The 21,572-nt window shown below is 44.0% G+C and carries 18 protein-coding genes; 12 read left to right on the top strand and 6 right to left on the bottom strand.

Annotated elements, in window-relative coordinates:
• Positions 1–108: 108 nt before the first annotated feature.
• Positions 109–846 (bottom strand): SDR family oxidoreductase, encoded by a 738-nt coding sequence (locus ACHUFN_RS18205; protein WP_394224110.1) that lies wholly within the window; start codon positions 844–846, stop codon positions 109–111.
• Between the two features lie 99 nt (positions 847–945).
• On the opposite strand from ACHUFN_RS18205, the gene ACHUFN_RS18200 reads away from it, so the two are divergent.
• Positions 946–1,182: a DUF2164 domain-containing protein gene (locus ACHUFN_RS18200; RefSeq protein ID WP_394224108.1), complete on the top strand. Its 237-nt coding sequence runs from the start codon at positions 946–948 to the stop codon at positions 1,180–1,182.
• A 79-nt stretch (positions 1,183–1,261) separates the two neighbouring features.
• On the opposite strand, the gene yfaE is transcribed toward ACHUFN_RS18200, so the two are convergent.
• The 4 genes from yfaE to ubiG all read right to left on the bottom strand — a co-directional run bounded on the left by yfaE (position 1,262) and on the right by ubiG (position 6,385).
• Positions 1,262–1,534 (bottom strand): class I ribonucleotide reductase maintenance protein YfaE, encoded by a 273-nt coding sequence (gene yfaE / locus ACHUFN_RS18195; RefSeq protein WP_394224106.1) that lies wholly within the window; start codon positions 1,532–1,534, stop codon positions 1,262–1,264.
• Positions 1,535–1,546: 12 nt separating this feature from the next.
• Complete coding sequence (nrdB, locus tag ACHUFN_RS18190; RefSeq protein WP_269916991.1) at positions 1,547–2,677, bottom strand: class Ia ribonucleoside-diphosphate reductase subunit beta; 1,131 nt, start codon at positions 2,675–2,677, stop codon at positions 1,547–1,549.
• A gap of 123 nt (positions 2,678–2,800) precedes the next feature.
• Entirely contained in the window at positions 2,801–5,122 is a 2,322-nt protein-coding gene (gene nrdA, locus ACHUFN_RS18185; protein ID WP_394224104.1) for a class 1a ribonucleoside-diphosphate reductase subunit alpha, read from the bottom strand.
• Between the two features lie 558 nt (positions 5,123–5,680).
• Positions 5,681–6,385 carry a bifunctional 2-polyprenyl-6-hydroxyphenol methylase/3-demethylubiquinol 3-O-methyltransferase UbiG gene (ubiG, locus tag ACHUFN_RS18180; RefSeq protein ID WP_394224102.1) on the bottom strand — a complete coding sequence of 235 codons (705 nt, stop codon included), beginning with the start codon at positions 6,383–6,385 and terminating at the stop codon, positions 5,681–5,683.
• Between the two features lie 302 nt (positions 6,386–6,687).
• Between ubiG and gyrA the strand changes: the two genes are divergently transcribed.
• From gyrA to pyrF, 10 genes are all read left to right on the top strand, one after another.
• Entirely contained in the window at positions 6,688–9,402 is a 2,715-nt protein-coding gene (gene gyrA, locus ACHUFN_RS18175) for a DNA topoisomerase (ATP-hydrolyzing) subunit A (RefSeq protein ID WP_394224100.1), read from the top strand.
• A gap of 96 nt (positions 9,403–9,498) precedes the next feature.
• Positions 9,499–10,584: a 3-phosphoserine/phosphohydroxythreonine transaminase gene (gene serC / locus ACHUFN_RS18170; RefSeq protein ID WP_394224098.1), complete on the top strand. Its 1,086-nt coding sequence runs from the start codon at positions 9,499–9,501 to the stop codon at positions 10,582–10,584.
• A 1-nt stretch (position 10,585) separates the two neighbouring features.
• Positions 10,586–11,872, top strand: coding sequence for a 3-phosphoshikimate 1-carboxyvinyltransferase (aroA, locus tag ACHUFN_RS18165; protein ID WP_394224096.1), 1,287 nt, complete (start codon positions 10,586–10,588; stop codon positions 11,870–11,872).
• A 169-nt stretch (positions 11,873–12,041) separates the two neighbouring features.
• Complete coding sequence (cmk, locus tag ACHUFN_RS18160; RefSeq protein ID WP_394224094.1) at positions 12,042–12,713, top strand: (d)CMP kinase; 672 nt, start codon at positions 12,042–12,044, stop codon at positions 12,711–12,713.
• Positions 12,714–12,831: 118 nt separating this feature from the next.
• Positions 12,832–14,502, top strand: a complete 1,671-nt coding sequence (gene rpsA / locus ACHUFN_RS18155; protein WP_014949642.1) for a 30S ribosomal protein S1 — start codon at positions 12,832–12,834, stop codon at positions 14,500–14,502.
• 76 nt (positions 14,503–14,578) lie between these two features.
• Positions 14,579–14,866 carry an integration host factor subunit beta gene (gene ihfB / locus ACHUFN_RS18150; RefSeq protein WP_014949641.1) on the top strand — a complete coding sequence of 96 codons (288 nt, stop codon included), beginning with the start codon at positions 14,579–14,581 and terminating at the stop codon, positions 14,864–14,866.
• 207 nt (positions 14,867–15,073) lie between these two features.
• Positions 15,074–17,416 carry a PilZ domain-containing protein gene (locus ACHUFN_RS18145; RefSeq protein ID WP_394224093.1) on the top strand — a complete coding sequence of 781 codons (2,343 nt, stop codon included), beginning with the start codon at positions 15,074–15,076 and terminating at the stop codon, positions 17,414–17,416.
• A 94-nt stretch (positions 17,417–17,510) separates the two neighbouring features.
• Complete coding sequence (locus ACHUFN_RS18140; RefSeq protein ID WP_394224091.1) at positions 17,511–17,771, top strand: LapA family protein; 261 nt, start codon at positions 17,511–17,513, stop codon at positions 17,769–17,771.
• Complete coding sequence (lapB, locus tag ACHUFN_RS18135) at positions 17,771–18,940, top strand: lipopolysaccharide assembly protein LapB (RefSeq protein ID WP_394224090.1); 1,170 nt, start codon at positions 17,771–17,773, stop codon at positions 18,938–18,940. The genes ACHUFN_RS18140 and lapB overlap by 1 nt, the downstream gene beginning before the upstream one ends.
• 6 nt (positions 18,941–18,946) lie before the next feature.
• Entirely contained in the window at positions 18,947–19,645 is a 699-nt protein-coding gene (pyrF, locus tag ACHUFN_RS18130) for an orotidine-5'-phosphate decarboxylase (protein ID WP_394224089.1), read from the top strand.
• Positions 19,646–19,767: 122 nt separating this feature from the next.
• On the opposite strand, the gene ald is transcribed toward pyrF, so the two are convergent.
• Positions 19,768–20,901 (bottom strand): alanine dehydrogenase, encoded by a 1,134-nt coding sequence (gene ald, locus ACHUFN_RS18125; protein WP_394224087.1) that lies wholly within the window; start codon positions 20,899–20,901, stop codon positions 19,768–19,770.
• Positions 20,902–21,079: 178 nt separating this feature from the next.
• Here ald and lrp point away from each other — a divergent pair, with 178 nt between their 5' ends.
• Positions 21,080–21,565, top strand: a complete 486-nt coding sequence (gene lrp / locus ACHUFN_RS18120) for a leucine-responsive transcriptional regulator Lrp (RefSeq protein ID WP_014949635.1) — start codon at positions 21,080–21,082, stop codon at positions 21,563–21,565.
• Positions 21,566–21,572 lie beyond the last annotated feature (7 nt).

Here is a 21,572-nt window from a genome sequence, read left to right as displayed (position 1 = left end):
CGTTCACGATCTTCATTCACGCGCTTGACGTTTAGGTACTACGTTAAAGAAATAACTTAGCCTGTATTTTTTTAAATTACAGGCTAAGCGATTGGTTCAATGATGCGTTTAAAGCTCTTGGCTGGTTGGCCTGATGATCATTTCATTAATGTCGACATCGCCTGGTTGCTCAATGGCAAATGTGATGGCACGAGCGATGGCATCAGCGTCGATAGCGTCGTCGTACATATCGTCTGCCATTTGCTTCGAGTCTTCATGAGAAATATGGTCGGTAAGTTCTGTGGCCACAGCACCTGGAGAAATGTTTGTGGCCCTAATCTGGCCATTAGATTCTTTCCTAATACCTTCACTGATGGCTTTAACGGCGAATTTTGTAGCACAGTATACGGTAGCGCCGGGGAACACTACATGGCCTGCAACGGAAGATAAATTAATAATATGACCGCTTTTTTGCTCTCGCATCGTTTTTAGCACTGCAGCGACACCGTACATCACCCCCTTTATATTGACGTCAATCATTTGGTCCCACTCGTCTACCTTTAATTCATCTAGTGGTGCCAACGGCATTAAACCTGCGTTATTAACTAGCACATCTATGCGACCAAATTCATTAACTGCAGCGTCAGCAAGCTGTTTAAATTCATCTTTGTTTGTGACATCTACAGTTTTATAAATGGCTGAGCCATCAGCGCTTTCTATGTCGTCAACCAGCTTCTTCAAGCGCTCTTCTCTACGCGCACCTAATACTAGTTTAGCGCCTTTGTTGGCCAGCATTTTAGCAGTTGCTTCGCCAAGACCGCTGCTTGCACCTGTAATAATGACTACTTTTCCAGAAATTTCACTCATAACACTATCCTTACGTTTGATTGATGATAAATTGCTACGTGTAAATGCTTAACTGGATTATTAAATTTCGCAAAAATGGAAAAATGAGGGCACGTTGATTTGAGCAACATTACGCTAGAAAGAACGATTAAAGAAACCATTGTCAGAGAGCTACAAAATTATTTTGATTCTGAATTAAACGTAGAGTTAGGGCAGTTCGATGGAGAGTTTTTGCTTGATTTCATAATTGAAAAAGTCGGTCCTGCGGTTTACAACCAAGGAATATCCGATGCACGAGCTGTGCTTGAAAGACGCATACAGTCAATAGATGAAGACCTGTATGCAATAGAAAAATGATCTGTTTCTAGAAAAAGGCACAGTGCTAATATTAAGGGAGGCTTTAAGAACGAGGGCAGTTTGCCACTCAATCTAAACGCTATAGCGGCACTTTAATCTTCAGAGCAGACTTTGCGACACAGCAACAAGGAAGAATTTCATCGTCGTCAATAAAGGCGAGGGGATCCGTTATATATTCTACTTCACCTTGTAGTAGCTTTGTTCTGCACGCACCACAAAAGCCTTCACGACAATGGTAGTGAATATTAACATTTGCCGCTTCAAGGGCGCTTAGGATGGTTGTATCGGAAGGGGCAACAACCGCCCCCACATCGACAACGTCGATGTGGAGTGATTTGTCTTTACTGCACATTGAGCTGTATTTTTACAGCTCAAAATCAGCGAAATCGTCTTCGCTTACCGCAGAATCAATTTGGCCAACAAGATAAGAGCTAATTTCAGACTCTTGAGGTGCCACTTGAACATTGTCTGAATTCAGATAGTTGTTCATCCAAGGAAGTGGGTTGCTGCTTATCTCGAACGGGGTGTCTAGACCAATGGCAGACATACGCTGATTCGCAATGTACTCAACGTATTGGCAAAGAATTTCTTTGTTTAGGCCAATCATCGAGCCGTTTTGGAACAAGTAGTCAGCCCATTGCTTTTCTTGCTCAACCGCATTCATAAAGATGGCGCGAGCTTCTTCTTTACATTCTTCTGCAATTTGCGCCATTTCAGGGTCATCTTTACCCTTGGCCCACAAGTTTAGAATGTGCTGTGTTGAAGACAGATGAAGGTTTTCATCACGAGCAATCAAACGAATGATCTTTGAATTACCTTCCATTAACTTGCGTTCAGCAAATGCGAACGTACAAGCGAAAGACACATAGAAACGAATCGCTTCCAGCGCGTTTACCGAGTTCATGCAAAGGTAAAGCTTCTTCTTAAGCTCGTACATATTAATTGTGTACGCAGTACCATTCACGGTGTGAACACCTTCGCCTTGTGTTTGCCACAGCTGAGTAGCAAAAATAAGGTCATCGTAGTATTTAGAAATATCAGCTGCACGGCGCTTAATTTCGTCATTAACAACGATGTCTTCGAAAATCTCGCTCGGGTCTGAAAATAGGTTACGCAGAATGTGCGTGTATGAACGCGAGTGTATGGTTTCAAAGAATGACCATGTCTCAACCCAAGTTTCTAACTCAGGAAGAGAAATGATAGGCAAGAACGCGATATTCGGGCTACGGCCTTGTACCGAATCTAGCAGAGTTTGGTACTTAAGGTTTGAAATAAAGATGTGCTTTTCTGGGTCGGTCAATTTTTGAAAATCAACACGGTCGCGAGACACATCAACTTCTTCCGGGCGCCAAAAAAAGCTAATTTGCTTCTCAATAAGCTTTTCGAAAATGGCATGCTTTTGTTGGTCGTAGCGTGCAACGTTTACGGGGTTACCGAAAAACATCGGCTCGATCAATGGATTTGTACTTTGCTGATTAAACGTAGTGTATTTCATGATGGCCTAACTAAAAACTTAATGATTAACGCGTATTATTGTTTGTGTTCTTGCTGCGAAACTTTTAATGGCAAGTGCAGGTATATCCTTTACACACTTGCCACTTAAACAGTAGGGCGTGTTTTATATTTTACACGCGCCGCCTGCACAATCATCGTCTTCCTCGACAATCACTTCCTCTTGACGCGGCATTGGTTCATTTGCTTTTGCGTCAAGTGCTGACGTATCAGATGCGCCGTCACGGGTATTATGATAGTAAAGTGTTTTAACGCCAAGCTTGTAAGTAGTAAGAAGATCTTTAAGAAGAAGCTTCATTGGTACTTTGTTACCTTCGTAACGGCTTGGATCGTAGTTTGTATTCGCTGAGATAGTTTGGTCGATAAACTTCTGCATGATACCAACAAGTTGTAGGTAACCATCGTTTGAAGGAATGTCCCAAAGTAACTCATACTGGTCTCTTAACGTTTCGTATTCAGGTACTACTTGCTTAAGTACGCCGTCTTTACTTGATTTGATACTGATGAAACCGCGCGGTGGCTCAATACCATTAGTCGCGTTAGAAATCTGTGAAGACGTTTCTGACGGCATCAATGCTGATAGCGTTGAGTTGCGTAAACCGTGTGTTTTAATCTCTTCGCGCAATGCATCCCAGTCGTAATGAAGCGGCTCATTACATACGCTATCAAGATCTTTCTTGTAGCTGTCAATTGGCATAACGCCTTGCGAATAAGTGGTCTCGTTAAACTTAGGACACGCACCTTTTTCTTTCGCAAGGTTGTTTGAGGCTTTCAACAGATAGTATTGCATCGCTTCAAACGTGCGGTGTACCAAGGCATTCGCGCTGTGATCCGAGTATTTAACACCGTTTTTAGCAAGGTAATAGGCAAAGTTAATCACGCCCACACCCAATGTACGGCGCCCCATTGTTGCATTGTATGCAGCCGGAACAGGGTAATCTTGGTAATCAAGCAAGTTATCAAGAGCGCGAACGGCAAGATCCGAAAGCTCTTCAAATTCGTCTAGCGACTCAATAGCCCCTAGGTTAAAGGCAGACAATGTACAAAGCGCAATCTCGCCGTTTTCATCATTTACATGCTGTAGCGGCTTTGTAGGAAGCGCAATTTCAAGACAAAGGTTACTTTGACGAACAGGTGCGACCTCTGGGTTAAATGGACTGTGTGTATTGCAGTGGTCAACATTCTGAAGATAGATACGACCAGTGCTTGCACGTTCTTGCATAAACAAGCTGAACAGTTCCATCGCTTTTATTTGCTTCTTACGAATGTTGTCGTCATTTTCGTATTTAACGTAAAGTTCTTCGAACTTTTCTTGATCTGCAAAGAATGCATCGTACAAGCCAGGCACGTCAGACGGGCTAAACAATGAAATATAACCATCTTTCATCATGCGCTGATACATAAGCTTGTTAAACTGCACGCCGTAATCTAAATGACGAACACGGTTTTCTTCTACACCACGGTTGTTTTTAAGCACCAGTAGCGACTCAATTTCCATATGCCAGATAGGGTAGAAAAGGGTAGCAGCACCACCGCGAACACCACCTTGAGAACAGCTTTTAACCGCCGTTTGGAAGTATTTATAAAATGGAATACAACCTGTATGGAAAGCTTCGCCACCGCGAATTGGACTACCTAGTGCGCGAATGCGACCCGCATTTACACCGATACCCGCGCGTTGGCTTACATATTTTACTATGGCGCTTGCTGTCGCATTAATAGAATCAAGACTGTCGCCTGTTTCAATAAGTACGCATGAGCTAAACTGACGTGTTGGCGTACGAACACCAGCCATAATAGGTGTAGGTAGCGACAGCTTAAATGTTGACGCCGCATCGTAGAAGCGACGGATGTAGTCCATACGAGTCGCTTTGTCGTAATTTGCGAAAAGGCATGCCGCTACTAGGATATAGAGGAATTGTGCACTCTCGTAAATTTCACCAGATACGCGGTTTTGAACAAGGTACTTACCTTCAAGTTGTTTTACCGCGGCGTAACTGAAGTTCATATCGCGCCAATGGTCAATATAAGAGTCCATTTCTGCGAACTCTTCAGGCGTGTAGTCTTCAAGCAAGTGCTTGTCATATTTGCCCATTTCAACCATATTGCCTACGTGCTCGAACAACGCAGGCGGCTCAAATTGGCCGTAAGCTTTTTTGCGAAGGTGGAAAATAGCTAAGCGCGCAGCAAGGTATTGATAATCTGGTGCGTCGGTAGAAATAAGGTCTGCCGCAGACTTGATCAGTGTTTCATGGATCTCGCTGGTGTTGATCCCATCGTAAAACTGAATTTGTGCTTTTATCTCTACTTGTGAAACAGAAACATTTTTAAGTCCTTTGGCTGCCCAAGTGACAACTTTATGAATCTTTTCTAAGTCGATGGTTTCTTTTTCACCGTTGCGTTTGGTGACGAATAAGTTGTTGTTCATGTTACTGGCCGTTTGTCTGTTAGCGCTTGATGCGTGGGCTTCATACCGCCCATTTTCATTTTTAATTTGTTTACTGTGAGTACTTTGTTTTTGCTGGCTCACGCCAGGTAAGAACACACACAAAAAGCGGCCTAAACCAATACCGAAAGTAAAAAGTAGAGACAGCTTATAAATTTTTAACTCTTTTTGTCTTTCAGCGAGGTTGTTGTCACAACCCGCCGTTAATCGAATTAATATCGTTAGGCTTTCGCTAGGTTGTGATCATTGCGATCCCGAATTTAAAGGTTGGGATCGCGTGCTGAATTAAGCACAAGATAGTGAGGTTTTAGTCGTAATGCAACCCAATATCTGGTGGTATTTCAAGCACTCAATCTGGCATGAAATTTATGTTAGTAACAACTAACTTTTTAGCGTTCTACAAGCGTAAAATATCGGGAATGCAAGCGTTTTTAATAAATTCTTCGACATAAAAATTAATTTATTCTTAGAAACATATTTTTATGTGAACACGATATATGGTGTTTAAATTATCGCCGCAACCCAATATGTAGTGTTAAATTAACTTTGCGCTACTGTATATAGTAAGTAGTTAACGTCCACATTATTAGACGAAAGATAAAAACCCTGAGAAATAGGGTCCATATGTAAGCCTGTCATATCTCTTGGTAACAGACCTGCTTGGTCAGTCATTGCCATAAGCTCTGAAGGCTTTATGAACTTGCTGTGGTCGTGCGTGCCTTTTGGAACTAATTTAAGCACGTATTCTGCACCCACTATCCCCATTAAGTATGATTTCAAATTTCTGTTTAATGTAGAAAAGAAAACGTGACCGCCAGGTTTTACTAATTTAGCGCACGCCATTACTACTGATGCAGGGTCAGGAACATGTTCAAGCATTTCCATACACGTTACCACGTCAAACTGGCCCGCGTTGGCCTCTGCGAATGTTTCGGCAGTTGAACAAACGTACTCAACGCTAACCCCTGATTCCAGGCCGTGAAGATTGGCCACTTCTAACGACGCTTCTGCCATATCTAAACCCGTGACCTTTGCACCTGCACGTGCCATCGATTCCGCTAAGATGCCGCCGCCACAACCAATATCAATCACCTTTTTATCAAATAACCCTTCACTGTGCTGGTTGATGAAGTCTAAGCGCAAAGGGTTAATTAGGTGCAGTGGTTTGAATTCACCCTCTGGATCCCACCAGCGTGAGGCAAGTTCAGAAAATTTATTTATTTCTTGTTGGTCGACGTTTGTCATGATTAAAACAATCCTTAACTTATCTCTTTTTAAGATATCGCAAATTAAGTCTGTGTTTCACTGTTTTTAGGCAGATTTAGTCTTTTTATAACACTAGGTGAACGAAAAATAATCGCTTGTGTTTTAGTTGCTTAATAAGCGTAATTAAGCGCTACATAATTCTGTCATCAAGTGGTACACTCGAAGCACGATTATGACCCACATAATAATAATAGTGCGCTCCCACACCTTGTTTTTACAATGATGTGAAGCAATGTGCTGGATAACGCAGAACAAACCAAGATAAAGGGATTAAGCAGTTTATGTCTGATAACGCTAAAGAAATCCTCCCCGTTAATATTGAGGAAGAGTTAAAGAACTCGTACCTCGATTACGCGATGAGCGTTATTGTCGGGCGAGCCTTGCCTGATGTAAGAGATGGCTTGAAGCCAGTGCACCGTCGTGTGCTGTTCGCAATGAACGAACTGAAAAACGACTTCAACAAGCCATATAAAAAATCTGCCCGTGTGGTAGGTGACGTAATTGGTAAATATCACCCTCACGGTGACTCTGCAGTTTACGACACTATTGTTCGTATGGCGCAACCGTTCTCACTTCGCTATATGCTAGTAGACGGACAAGGTAACTTCGGATCGGTAGATGGCGACTCAGCTGCTGCGATGCGTTATACCGAAGTTCGCATGGCAAAAATTGCACACGAACTTCTAGCCGATTTAGATAAAGAAACCGTTGATTTTGTGCCTAACTACGATGGTACAGAACACATTCCTGAAGTATTGCCAACGAAGGTACCCAACCTACTTGTAAACGGCTCTTCAGGTATCGCTGTAGGTATGGCGACTAACATTCCGCCGCATAACCTTACAGAAGTTATTAATGGCTGTGTTGCATTGATACAAGATCCGTCTATTACTATTGACGATCTAATGACTCACATCCCAGGTCCAGACTTCCCAACGGCTGCCATGATCAGCGGTCGTAAAGGTATTGAAGACGCCTACCGCACAGGTCGCGGTAAAATTTATCTTCGTGCTAAAGCGGAAATTGAGACAGACGGCAACGGCAAAGAAACCATTGTTGTAAATGAAATTCCTTATCAGGTTAATAAAGCGCGTCTTATTGAAAAGATCGCTGAACTAGTAAAAGAAAAGCGTATCGAAGGTATTTCGGCGCTACGTGATGAGTCTGATAAAGACGGCATGCGCATTGTCATTGAAGTAAAACGCAATGAATCAGCCGAAGTTCTGCTTAACCATTTATATGCCAATACCCAACTTCAAACGGTATTTGGTATTAATATGGTTGCGCTTGATAACGGTCAGCCTAAGGTATTTAACCTTAAAGAAACGCTAGAATGTTTTATTCTTCACCGCCGTGAAGTGGTAACACGCCGTACTGTATTTGAATTACGCAAAGCACGTGACCGTACTCATATCCTTGAAGGTTTGGCGATTGCGCTTGCCAATATCGACCCAATTATTGAGTTGATTAAAGCTTCGCAAAGCCCTGCGGATGCGAAGAAATCGCTTGTTGCACAAGGTTGGGACTTAGGTGACGTTGCTCAAATGCTTGAGCGTGCCGGCGATGACGCTGCACGTCCAGACTGGTTGATGCCAGAATTTGGTATTCGCGATGGCAAGTACTATCTTACCGAGCAGCAAGCACAAGCCATTCTTGACCTACGCCTTCACAAGCTAACAGGTCTAGAGCACGAAAAGATCCTTGAAGAATACAAACAGCTTCTAGAAATCATTGCTGAGCTACTTCACATTCTTAACAGCCCCGAGCGTTTGATGGAAGTAATTCAAGAAGAGCTTGAAGAAGTTCGCGATGAATTTGGTGATGAGCGCCGTACAGAAATTACAGCAGCAAGTCACGATATTGATATTGAAGACCTCATTGAGCAGGAAGACGTTGTTGTTACGCTTTCTCGTGAAGGGTATGTGAAGTATCAAAAACTAACAGACTACGAAGCACAGCGCCGTGGCGGGCGTGGTAAGTCTGCAACGAAGATGAAAGATGAAGATTTCATCGAGAAATTGCTTGTGGCTAACACCCACGATCACATTCTGTGTTTCTCTACCCGTGGCCGTTTATATTGGCTGAAAGTGTATCAATTGCCGTTTGCTAGCCGTAACGCACGCGGACGTCCAATTGTTAACATTCTTCCGCTAGAAGAAAATGAACGTATTACTGCAATTCTTCCTATTAAAGAATTTGAAGAAGGCAAGTTTGTATTGATGGCGACGGCGAATGGTACAGTGAAGAAGACTGATCTAAGCCTATATTCTCGACCTCGTTCAAGCGGTATTATCGCCGTTAACCTTAACGAAGGCGATGAGCTGATTGGCGTTGATATCACCCACGGTGATGACGACATCATGCTTTTCTCTGATGCAGGTAAAGTGGTTCGCTTTAACGAAAAGCTTCGCGACAGCGAAACAGGTGAAGTGAAGCGCGACCCAGAAACGGGTGAAGAGCTTCTGGCTCTTCGTCCTATGGGAAGAACGGCAACCGGAGTTCGTGGTATTCGCTTGCAAGACGGTCAAAAAGTGGTATCACTTATTGTTCCTAAAGGCGATGGTCCAATCCTGACCGCAACTGAAAATGGTTTCGGTAAGCGTACGCCGCTAGAAGACTATCCAGCGAAGAGCCGCGCGACACAGGGTGTTGTATCTATCAAGGTCTCTGAGCGCAACGGTAAAGTGGTTGGCGCTGTTCAAGTAGACGAAACCAACGAAATAATGCTTATTAGTGACCAAGGCACACTGGTTCGTACCCGTGTTGGAGAAGTGTCGGTAGTAGGCCGTAACACGCAAGGCGTTCGCTTAATACGTACCGTAGAAGGTGAACACGTTGTTGGGTTACAACGCATTGAAGAAGTGGAAGAGTTGCAGGAATTCGATGAAGACGGCAACCCTATCATCTCAGAAGATGCACCAGAACAAGCAGAAACTGCTGTTCAAGAGCAAGAAAACACCGCACAAGATGGTGATAGCTCAACGACAGAAGAGTAGGGGTAGCGCGCAGGCTTGATGCCCTGCGCATTATCAGTGTTCTTTCAAACAAGCGGCTTTTGCCGCTTGTTATTTTTACAGGTGTTGAAAAACGCAATGAAAGAGGTTTTTAACTTTTGTGCAGGCCCTGCAATGCTTCCAAAAGAAGTGATGCAGAAAGCCCAAGCTGAATTCACAAACTGGCGCGACCTTGGCTGTTCTGTAATGGAAGTGAGTCATCGCGGCAAAGACTTCATTGAGATAGCGGCGAAAGCGGAGCAAGACTTACGCGAGTTGCTGTCCATACCCTCAAATTACCATGTGCTTTTCACTCATGGTGGTGGGCGCGGGCAATTTGCCGCCATTCCACTCAATTTATCAAACGCCAACGATACTAGTCTTCATTTAGTCAGTGGCTCATGGTCAAAAGGTGCCGTTGACGAGGCGAACAAATACAATACTGCTAAAGTTGTGGGCGAAGTGTCTGAAAAAGATGGCTGTCACTACATTGCGCAGCCACAGTTAAGCGATATTGACCAATCTGCTGCGTATTACCATTTCTGCCCGAATGAAACGGTTGATGGCATTGCCTTTGATTGGCTACCTGAGTCGGGCAAGGTGCCTTTGGTATCAGATATGTCCTCTACCATATTGTCACAACCTTTGGATGTGGCAAAACACGGCGTGATTTACGCTGGCGCACAAAAGAATATTGGCCCAAGTGGTTTGTCAGTAGTCATTGTGCGTGAAGACTTAGTAGGCAAAGCGCGTAAAGAAACGCCATCTATCTTTGATTATGCGTTGGCTGCAAAATCAGACTCTATGTACAACACACCGCCAACTTTTTCATGGTATCTGGCCGGGCTTGTTTTTGAGTGGTTAAAAGATATGGGGGGAGTGGATGCTATGGCGAAACGCAACGCTGAAAAAGCCGCGCTATTGTATTCTGCCATCGATAGTTCTGATTTTTACTCAAGTAAAGTACACCCAGATAACCGTTCAAAAATGAATGTGCCGTTCCATTTAGCTAACCCTGAATTAGATAAATTATTCCTTCAGCAGTCACAAGACGCAGGATTGCTTGCATTGAAAGGGCATCGTTCGGTTGGGGGCATGCGTGCCAGTATTTATAACGCAATGCCGATAGAAGGCATTGTTGCGCTAGTTGAGTTTATGCGCGAATTTGAAAGAGTGAATGGATAAAATGGAGCAGTTAACATTAGACCCGATTGCAAAAGTATCGGGAGAGGTCAATGTACCTGGCTCAAAAAGTCTGTCTAACCGTGCATTACTACTTGCTGCGTTAGCAGAAGGTGAAACTGAACTTACAAACTTGTTAGACAGCGAAGACATTGAGCATATGCTAAACGCACTAACGAAGTTAGGCATTAGCTATCGCCTTAGCGAAGATAAAACCCAGTGCGTTGTGCAAGGTAACGGCGGTGCATTTGAAGTGGCAGAGCCACTAGAGCTTTTCCTAGGGAATGCCGGTACCGCTATGCGCCCATTATGTGCGGCACTTGCTGCCAGCAATGTGGATACTGTGCTAACGGGTGAGCCACGTATGGAAGAGCGCCCAATTGGCGATTTGGTAGATGCACTGCGCGAAGCCGATGCAGAAGTTACCTATCTGAAAAACGATGGCTTCCCGCCGCTTCAAATTAAGGGTAAGACCTTAAATGGCGGTGAAATATCGGTAGATGGCAGTGTTTCTAGCCAGTTCTTAACTGCACTTTTAATGGCTGCACCGCTATTTTCAGGTGATGTGACTATTCGTATTAAAGGCGAATTGGTCTCTAAGCCATATATCGATATTACGCTAGACACCATGGCGAAGTTTGGTGTGACGGTCGATAACGACAACTACCAAACCTTTACGGTTTCTGGTGACGCAAAGTACGTGGCACCGAGTAAATTTATGGTAGAAGGCGATGCATCATCAGCTTCTTACTTCCTTGCAGCCGGCGCCATTAAAGGTGGTACGGTACGCGTAACCGGAATTGGAAAAAACAGTATTCAAGGCGACATTCGCTTTGCTGACGTGCTCGAAGCCATGGGCGCGAAAGTAGTGTGGAGTGATGAATATGTGGAAGTGACGGGTGCACCGCTTAAAGGCGTGGACATGGATATGAACCATATCCCTGATGCAGCTATGACTATTGCGACCACCGCGTTATTTGCCGACGGTCCAACGACCATGACTAACATCTACAACTGGCGTGTTAAAGAAACAGACCGACTTGCAGCAATGGCGGCTGAGCTTCAAAAGCTAGGGGCCAAAGTGGAAGAGGGGCATGACTACATTAAGGTGTGGCCTACGGATTCGCTTAGACATGCTGAAATAGATACGTATAACGACCACCGCATTGCGATGTGTTTCTCGCTTGTTGCACTAAGCGACACCCCAGTTACCATCAACGATCCCGGCTGCACACGTAAAACATTTCCAGACTATTTTACGCGCTTTAAAACACTTTACGACGCACAATAAACTTAGTGGAAGTCAATGAAATACGGCGTTAACTTATCGCTGAATGAACGTTGATGCGCGATATAATTATCTTAACGTACGATGCCACCAATTAGCGGTGGCATTGCTTATCTTGAACTAAAGCGTATAATTGCGCGCGATTTTTAGTAATTTAAATGATGGAGCAGGTATGCATTCCACACCCGTAGTCACGGTTGACGGTCCTAGTGGTGCAGGCAAAGGTACATTGAGTAGTTTGCTGGCAAAGAAATTAGGGTGGCACTTTCTAGATAGCGGCGCAATTTACCGCGTTTTAGCAGTTGCTGCACTTCACCACGACCTCCCGTGTGATGATGAAGAATGTGTTGTTCCTCTAGCAACCGGTCTCGACGTTAGCTTTGAGACGAATGGCGATACCACGCGTATAATATTGGAAGGCGAAGACGTTACTGACGATATTCGCACTGAAGAAGTTGGCGCGGTAGCGTCAAAAGTTGCAGCCCTACCTCGTGTTCGTGAAGCATTGCTTCGTAGACAACGCGCTTTCCAACAGGACCCCGGTCTTGTTGCCGATGGTCGCGACATGGGGACAGTGGTATTTACAGATGCGCCCGTTAAGATTTTCCTAACGGCAAGCGCAGAAGCTCGTGCTGAACGCCGGTATAGCCAGTTGAAAGCAAAGGGCATGGATGTTAATATTGCGCGCCTTTTAACCGATATTAAGGCGAGAGACGAGCGCGATACACAACGTGCGGTTGCTCCTTTGGTACCGGCTGAAGATGCAGTAATTATAGATTCAACAGACTTGGATATTGACCAAGTCTTTGAAAAAGCGATGGATATTATTTCCTCACGCCTTTAATGACGAGAGCTGATCGCATCCAAAGCAGTGTTGCTACAGGAAGTGGCGACTAATTTTAATAACCCCGCGTTATCCGGATAAGAAGCGTGGATATCAACTTAAAAGTTATTTGAGACTTATGACTGAAAATTTTGCACAACTTTTTGAAGAAAGCTTACAAGAACTAGAAACACGTCCTGGTTCAATTGTAAAAGGTACTGTTGTTTCTATCGACAAAGACATCGTTCTTGTTGACGCAGGCTTGAAATCAGAAAGTGCTATCCCAGCTGACCAATTCAAAAACGCTGAAGGCGAACTAGAAATCGCTATCGGTGACCAAGTAGACGTTGCACTAGATGCAGTTGAAGATGGTTTCGGTGAAACTATCCTTTCTCGCGAAAAAGCGAAGCGTCACGAAGCGTGGGTTGAGCTGGAAAAAGCTTACGAAGATAAAGCTACTATTAAAGGCGTTATCAACGGTAAAGTTAAAGGCGGTTTCACTGTTGAAGTTAACAGTGTACGCGCGTTCCTACCTGGTTCTCTTGTTGACGTACGTCCAGTACGTGACACTACGCACCTTGAAGGCAAAGAGCTTGAGTTCAAAGTTATCAAGCTAGACGCTAAGCGTAACAACGTTGTTGTTTCTCGTCGTGCAGTTATCGAAGCAGAAAGCAGCGCAGAGCGCGAAACGCTTCTTGCTAACCTTGAAGAAGGTCATGAAATCAAGGGTATCGTTAAGAACCTTACCGATTACGGTGCGTTCGTTGACCTTGGTGGCGTAGACGGTCTTCTACACATCACAGATATGGCTTGGAAGCGCGTTAAGCACCCAAGTGAAATCGTGAATGTTGGTGACGAAATCAACGTTAAAGTACTTAAGTTCGACAAAGAGAAGCAACGTGTTTCTCTTGGAATGAAGCAAATGGGCAACGATCCATGGCAAGAAATTGCGTCTCGTTACCCAGAAGGTACTAAGATCAACGGTCAGGTTACTAACCTTACTGATTACGGCTGCTTCGTTGAAATCGAAGACGGCGTTGAAGGTCTTGTACACGTTTCTGAAATGGATTGGACTAACAAGAACATCCACCCATCTAAAGTTGTTAACCTAGGTGACACTGTAGATGTAATGGTTCTTGAAATTGACGAAGAGCGTCGTCGTATTTCTCTAGGTCTTAAGCAGTGCATTGCTAACCCTTGGGAAACATTTGCTGAGTCACACGAAAAAGGTGACAAAGTGTCTGGTAAGATCAAGTCAATCACTGACTTCGGTATCTTCATCGGTCTTGACGGCGGCATCGACGGTCTAGTTCACCTTTCTGACATCAGCTGGAACAAGTCTGGTGAAGACGCAGTTCGCGACTACAAGAAAGGCGATGAAATCTCTGCAGTTGTACTACAAGTCGACCCAGAGCGTGAGCGTATCTCTCTTGGCGTTAAGCAAATTGAAGAAGATCCTTTCAACAAGTATCTGACAGATAACAAGAAAGGTGCTATCGTTACTGGTACAGTAACAGCAGTTGATGCGAAAGGCGTTACTGTAAACCTAGCTGAAGAAGTTGACGGCTACATCCGCGTTGCAGATCTTGCTGTTGAGCGTGTTGAAGACGCAACTGAAGTAGCAAGCGTTGGTGATAGCATTGAAGCGAAGTTCATGGGCGTTGACCGTAAGAACCGCACTGTTAACCTATCTGTTAAAGCGAAAGATCAGGCTGACGAAAAAGAAGCTATCGATAAAGTTAACCAACAAGAAGATGTTGGTTTCGCTAACGCGATGGCAGAAGCATTCAAAGCTGCTAAAGGCGAATAATGCTTTTGTGGGTGTGCAATTGCACACCCAATTCGCGATAGCTGTTTAAACAATAATATTGACAATGAGGTTAAACATGACCAAGTCTGAATTAATTGAACGGCTCGCGGATCAAGCGCGTCACATTCCGGCGAAAGAACTCGAACTGGCGATAAAAGAACTTCTTGAACAAATGGCGCAAACCCTTCAAAAAGGCGAGCGTATTGAAATTAGAGGGTTCGGTAGCTTTTCTCTTCACTACCGCGCTCCGCGCGTTGGTAGAAACCCTAAGACGGGTGAAACGGTTAAGCTAGACGGTAAATATGTACCGCACTTCAAACCAGGTAAAGAGCTTCGCGAGAGGGTAGACGCCTCAATCGCATAATGCATTTTTAAAAGCCGCTGCAAAGCGGCTTTTTTGTGTCTGAAATATAAAGCTCTCCATTGAACGCGCGAAGTGACCTCACCTTGGTGTGATAAAAACTCAGTAAAAATTTCACTATACTTTAGTTTAATTTTTAATACCTGTTGACCCCGGCTTAAATAGGGTTATATATTGTTCAAATAATAAAAAACGGTATTCACAGAAGTAATGTCAGCCGGCGATGACCAAGCAATAATTAAACAGTACCAGCCGCTCATTCGCGCGTTGATTCCTTACGAACAGCAAAATAAGCTGCTAGAAGGAATTAATAAGTTTTCGAAGCGCCTCCCTAGTAGTGTCCGTAAAATAGTGAAAGAAGAGGTCGTCCGATTGACTTCTCTAACGGACGCTCCTGCTGATAATTCTGCCTTCGCCCAATTTCCCGTGATGAAATTTAAACATTTCGGGGTTCAAATGCGCCTTGATAAAGTGGGTGCTCAAATACTTAAAAACGAAACGTCACTTTATCAAGATAGATATACCGTCGGGGTGTTTGAGTCAGTTATGAACTCAGACTTCTATCAAAATCAAATCAAGAAAGAACAATTCAAAAAGATAGTCGATGCATTTAATGTAGAGAGTCAATCTTTCACCGACATTGACTTTGGGGATGACATTGCCATACGCCCCAATTTCACCATTTCTTCGCCAGATTTTGAGAAAGGCCGACATTGCTCCATAAGCTCTATGTCGAATAGAGGCATTGCGCTTGAAACAAAAAGGCCGCCCAATGCTTCAACGGGCGATATCATTACGTTTACTTTTCCTGAAGTGAAAGGCTTAACAAAAGAGCCCACTGAAATTACGTTAGAGCTTGAATCGGTAAAGTATAATAAGCATCTAGGGAAATATGAGACATCATTTGTATTCCAAGATGATATTGACGAAGCGTTTATTGCAACGCTAAAGCGCTACGTAGCAATTACAGCCCATAAACAGCCGCTACAAAGAGATTTGGAAATAGAGCGTGCCATGCAAGAGCTTGAACGCGATCGAATTCTCGAAAACAGCCCATGGTTACCCGTTTTTCTTGCCCCTGAGAAAAAGTCTCTAAAGCCTGTTATTGCACTCTTTACTAAAGCAAACGTTGAACACAATGACACTGAAAAGCTATTAAAGAGTCTGCAAGACAAGCCAATATTTGCGACACTTGCAGATGAATTGCGCAAATACAACGAAGCGTACGTATTTCACGGTATTATCAAAACCAAAAATGGTAACGTGCAAATAACCGCAACCCATAGACAGCTTCTTGGTTTAAAACAGCTCAATGCGCTGGTTTACTTACTTGCAAAAAGTGGCGATTTTATTTGCACGCATTGCCGTTTAGATGCCGTTACGCGTGAAGATAAACAAAAGGCCTTTGCTATTCACGATATTGCCAGTAAGGAATTTGAGCAGCTTGCGCAAATTTCTCACGTACTTTACTGCAAAGATGTCTCGGCGTATTTAACAAATTTAACGCTCTCAGCAAAGTGCGATTTTAAACCTCTATCGAAAACGTTAAAGGCGAGCGGTAACAACTGGCATATCGATTACGTGATGGAGGAGGATTTAGATAGACGTTGTGAAACGCGCTACGTCATAGATAAACCTGCTTCGATAAGAGTTGGTCTGCTAACATCTATTGATGCACGAGTATCGGATTTAAGCGCAAGCGGGATGAAATTGCTCGTGCCACCGCATAGCGATTTACAAAACGAAATTCGCGTTTCAGTGCCAGACCTTAGGATTAAGGGCGAAAAGTACAAAGTAGTAAACTACCAAGCAGAAACCGGTGTTGTAAGGCTTTGTCTTGTCGAAGATACACGAAAAGCAAAGGTGAGCTCTAATGTCGATCATATGGTGGAAGAGAATACCGCTTATTTTAAAGTGAGAGATATTGCTCGTATCCAACGCTCGACGCATAGGTATATATGGGAATTAGCGGTGCGACATATGCCGTCATTGTCGGTACTTTGTGTGATGAATCGTTTCACGTTAGACAGGCTAAAAACAGTATATCAAAGTGAAACGTCAGACGACCTATACCCTTTTTCCCGTACACAAAACATAATTCCGCTTCATGGTTTTTTTGCCGATAAAGGGCAGGCTAAGCCCAAATCTCAAATTTTAGAAGCGATGTTTAAAGAAACATCCGAACAAGCGTTAGTGATTCACTGCGTGAGAAAAAGCGACAGCAGATTAGTGTATATTAAAGAGCGGGATTTTTTATTTTCTAAACTACGCACACAGATTAAAAGCCAGCTAGACGATGAAAAAATTCAGTTAAGCGCTACTGATGTGACTGCTGTTCGATGCCACGGTGCAACGACGCCTTTAACAAAAAAACGCTTAGCTCAGTTGTCAAAACTAGATAAAGCCATGTATGACAAGTTAGAAACGATGCAAGCTGGCTACACCCACTGCATATTCATTACCAACATGTCTGCCCTACATCACGACTTGGTGATAGACAATTTAATCGCCAAAGCCGAACGAAAAGACCTAGATGGCGAAGGCGCGGCTTAATACCAGTCCGCATAACATCAAATCGCACACGCTTTTTGTGTTATCTCTTTTCGCATTTTGCTATTCTTGTAAATAAATCAATAAAAAGGGCTTAGTGTTGAAAGGGATCTTAGTTTTTCTTATCGTTTTATTGTTGCTTGCCATCGCTTTTGTTGTGGGTTCGCAAAATGAAATGCAAATCACAGTTAATTATCTGATAGCGCAGGCAAACATACGCTTATCAACACTAATTGCTATTACACTGTCTATTGGCGTTGGGATTGGAATCCTAATCATGCTGATGAGTTGGCTACGCTTACGCGTTCAGCTTATGTCTGCGCAATCTAAAATACAGAGATTGGAACAAGAACACTAATGCTCGAACTGCTGTTTCTCCTTTTGCCTGTTGCGGCAGGATACGGTTGGATAATGGGCCGTAATAGTGTCCGCCAAGCGCAGCGAAAACAGTCCAGCATCCTTTCTAAGCACTATTATAAGGGCCTTAATTTTCTCCTTTCAGATCAGCCCGACAAGGCGGTCGACACGTTAATAAAGATGATCAACGTGAACAGCGATACGGTAGAGACACACATTGCGATGGGTAGCTTTTTTCGTCATCGCGGTGAAATAGACCGCGCGATTAAAGTGCATCAAAACTTAGTTAGCCGTGATGAACTTCAACCTGCCCAACGTGAAAACGCGCTAAGAGAACTCGGTCACGACTACACCCAGGCTGGTTTTTTAGAGCGAGCCGAGAACGCTTTTCTTCAATTATTAAACAGCGAAAAGCATTACCTAGTTGCACAACAACAACTTTTCAGTATTTACCAAACGACCAAAGAGTGGGACAGGGCCATAGAGCTGGCAGAGCGCATGGTACAGTGTCATGGTGACAACGACGATGTGTGTGAACGTTTGGCGCATTTTTATTGTGAACAAGCTTCGGTTGAGTTAAAAAATGATAGCCAAGGCGCTGCACTAACCTTACTTCAGAAAGCCGTTAATGCTGATGAACATGCGGTGAGACCGTGGTTGATGCTAGGCGATATTGCACTGAATCAAAAACGTTTTACCGACGCCAACGCTTATTTCACCCAAGTAGCCGAGCGTGACATTAACTGGTTTAGCGAAGCTGTGCCGAGTCTTGAAAAAATAGCAGAAGAAACGGGCGACTGGGAAAGCTTCCAAAAAAACTTGGAAGCGCATTGGCAAGAGTGTGCGACATCTTATCTCGCCATGGTCGATGTGTTAATGAAGCGTGGTGAAACAGCGCAAGCAGCAGAATATCTGCTAGAGCAATTGCGTAAACGCCCGACAATGCGCGGTTTTAAAACCCTGATGGGGCTTTATATCGATCAATTGTCAGATAAAACCACGGCAGACAGTTTACGCCTATTAAAAGAATTAGTTGAAAAGCAGATGTTACAGCGCCCTAAATACCGCTGCGGCAGCTGTGGCTTTTCAGGCCGAAAATTATATTGGTTATGTCCGAGCTGTAAAAAGTGGGGCGTAGTGAAACCTATCAAAGGGCTAGACGGAGAATAAAAGAACATGCATGACCCACGCGTTATTGTTGCTTTAGACTATGACAATAAAGACGCTGCATTGGCGTTTGTAGACAGATTAGACTCAAGCTTGTGCAAGCTAAAAGTGGGCAAAGAGATGTTCACCTTGTTTGGTCCAGAATTTGTCAAAGCGCTAATTGAAAAAGGTTTTGACGTTTTCTTAGACCTTAAATTTCACGATATTCCAAATACTGTAGCTAAAGCCTGCAAAGCAGCGGCAGAGTTAGGTGTTTGGATGGTAAATGTACATGCCTCTGGCGGTTTGCCAATGATGCAAGCTGCCAAAGAGGCAATTGCAAACAGCAGTAACCCTCAAACCAAGCTAATTGCTGTTACTGTGTTAACTAGCATGGATGAATCTCAGCTAGCAGATGTTGTAAGCGGCGTAACGCCAGAACAGCAAGTGCTGCGCCTTGCTGCACTAACGGAAAAAGCGGGGCTAGACGGTATTGTGTGTTCTGCACAAGAAGCCATTGCGTTGCGTGAAAGACACAATGACGATTTCTTATTGGTAACCCCAGGGATTCGTCCTGTAGGGGTAGATGCAGGCGATCAAAAACGTGTAATGACACCGCCAGATGCCATGAAAGCGGGTGTAAGTTACTTAGTAATGGGCCGTCCTATCACTAAAGCTGACGACCCAATTGCAGTATTAAAAGACGTAAACGCGTCAATTAATGGCTAAGCCTTTTAGCAGGGAATAGTGGCCAAAAAAAGCCTCACGTACAAAAAAGCTCGGATGTGGTTCTCACATACCGAGCTTTTTTTGTGCATTCAGATTATAGGTTACATTATCTCAGTCCGAGATTATTCGCCCTTAAGCGCGACTTCTGCTGGAGTATAAGTTAGACCTAACTCTTCACCTAGCGCGTCTACAACCGCTTTGTACGTTACTTTACCTTCATGAACGTTTAGACCATTAAGCAAGTGCTTGTCTTCAAGCATAGCTTTAGCTGGGCCTTTGTTAGCAAGCGCTAGTCCAAATGGTAACGTTGCGTTGTTAAGCGCCATAGTAGACGTGCGAGCAACGCCACCTGGCATGTTAGCAACACAGTAATGTACTACATCGTCAACCATATAAACTGGGTCTTGGTGCGTTGTGGCTTTAGACGTTTCAAAACAACCGCCTTGGTCAATTGCGACATCAACAAGAACTGAGCCTGGTTTCATTGCGACAATGTGCTCACGGGTTAGCAATTTAGGCGCTGCTGCGCCAGGAATAAGTACTGCACCTATAACAAGATCAGCTTTCGACGAGTAGTGTTCAATGGCGTCCACTGTCGAGTAAACGGTCTTTACTTGGCCATTAAATATATCGTCTAATTGACGAAGGCGAGGTAGTGAACGGTCTAGAAGTGTCACATCAGCGCCAAGGCCAAGTGCCATCTTCGCTGCATTAATACCAACAACACCACCACCAATTACCAGTACTTTGCCTGGGGCTACACCTGGTACGCCGCCTAGAAGGGTGCCGCTACCACCGTGAGCCTTTTCTAAGTAGTGCGCACCTGCTTGAACAGACATACGACCCGCTACTTCACTCATTGGCGCTAGTAATGGAAGGCCGCCGCGATCGTCGGTTACCGTTTCATACGCGATACAAGTAGCACCAGATTCAACAAGCAGCTTGGTTTGCGTTGGGTCTGGAGCAAGGTGCAGGTAAGTGTAAAGCGTTTGGCCTTTGCGAAGCATTTTACATTCGTTAGGCTGCGGCTCTTTCACTTTCACAATCATTTCAGCGTCGGCAAATACCTGCTCAGCATTTGAAGCGATCGCTGCGCCTGCTTCTACATACATTTCGTCGGTGAAACCAATAGCGTCGCCAGCTTTAGTTTCTACTAAAACGCTGTGACCATGGCTAACGAATTCTTTTACCGCTGCTGGCGTCAAGCCAACGCGGTACTCGTGGTTCTTAATCTCTTTAGGTACACCAACTAACATGCATAGTCCTCAATTTTATCGCGAGCTTCTAAACGGCTCTGGTTGAACTTTGTTTTAGATTTTTTACAACCCATAAACATATTCGCGGAGTATACGCCATTAAAAAACGAACTATCTGCTGAAGAAAAGGCATTTGTAGAATATAATTCTTTAAAATGTCATTTATGAAATATTAAATATGTTGGTAAAGACCCCCAAGCACCTTGACCGTATAGACAGGAATATCTTGGTACAGCTGCAGAAGAATGGCCGTATTTCAAACGTTGAACTTGCGAAAGAAGTTGGTTTAAGCCCAAGCCCTTGCCTTGAAAGAGTGAAGAGACTAGAGGCTCAGGGATATATTAAAGGTTATCATGCTGTTGTTGACCCCGAAAAACTGGGTGCGGCTATGTTGGTATTTGTAGAGATAACACTTACAAAAACTTCTGTAGATATCTTTGCAGAATTTTCTGCTGCGGTGAAGTTGCATGACGATATACAAGAATGCCATTTGGTGTCTGGCGACTTTGATTTTCTATTGAAGGCGCGCGTGGCAGATATGGGAAGTTATCGAAAACTGCTCGGTGATACTCTGTTGCGACTGCCAGGCGTAAGTGAGTCTCGTACCTACGTGGTGATGGAAGAAGTAAAAAGTACGTCGTCGTTACGCATTAATTTGAAGTAATGAAAGC

Origin of the sequence: Alteromonas gracilis, assembly GCF_043642145.1 — a bacterium.
Classification (GTDB): Bacteria; Pseudomonadota; Gammaproteobacteria; order Enterobacterales; family Alteromonadaceae; genus Alteromonas; species Alteromonas gracilis_B.
The sequence above is the reverse complement of the archived record's forward strand: the minus strand, read 5'-3'. Positions and strand labels throughout refer to the sequence as shown.